Annotated in this window: 1 pseudogene; it reads left to right on the top strand. The window is 81.6% G+C overall.

What is annotated here, in order from left to right:
- Positions 1–570 (top strand): annotated as a pseudogene (locus VR44_RS37580) (LuxR family transcriptional regulator); the annotation flags it as partial.

Below are 570 nucleotides of genomic sequence, written 5' to 3' on the forward strand. Positions count from 1 at the left end.
CCCCCGCCGCCCTCGTCGGCGCCCGCCTCGGGCGGCCCGTGGACCAGGCCTGCGCCCGCGCCTGCCACGAGGCGACCGGGGGACACCCCCTGCTCCTGACGGCCACCCTCGACGCCCTGACCGCCGCCGGGCCACAGGCCCACGGGGGGAGGCTGCCCGACGCACGGGACATCCGCGGGATCCGCCCCGACGCCCTGCGCGAACGCCTCGCGGTGGCCCTGCGCGGCCAGCGGCCCCCGGTGTGGCGCCTCGCGGCGGCCCTCGCCGTCCTCGGCGGTGACCCCGGACACGCCGAGGCCCCCGGAGACACGGAGAGCGCCGGTGAGGACCCCGCCGCCCGGCTCGCCGGGCTCGACGCCACCGGCCGGGCCGAGGCGGTGCGGGTGCTGCGGCGGCTCGGGCTGCTGGCGGAGGGTCCCGTACCCCGGTTCGTCCACCCGGTCGTCGCGGACGCCGTGGAGGAGACGCTGGCCCCCGCCGAAGCCCGGGACCTGCGGCTGCGCGCCGCCCTCCTGCTCCACCAGGGCGGGCACCCCGCCGAGCGGGCCGCCGACCAGCTGCTCGCCGTCC

This window comes from Streptomyces katrae (assembly GCF_000966975.1).
Taxonomy (GTDB): Bacteria; Actinomycetota; Actinomycetes; order Streptomycetales; family Streptomycetaceae; genus Streptomyces; species Streptomyces katrae.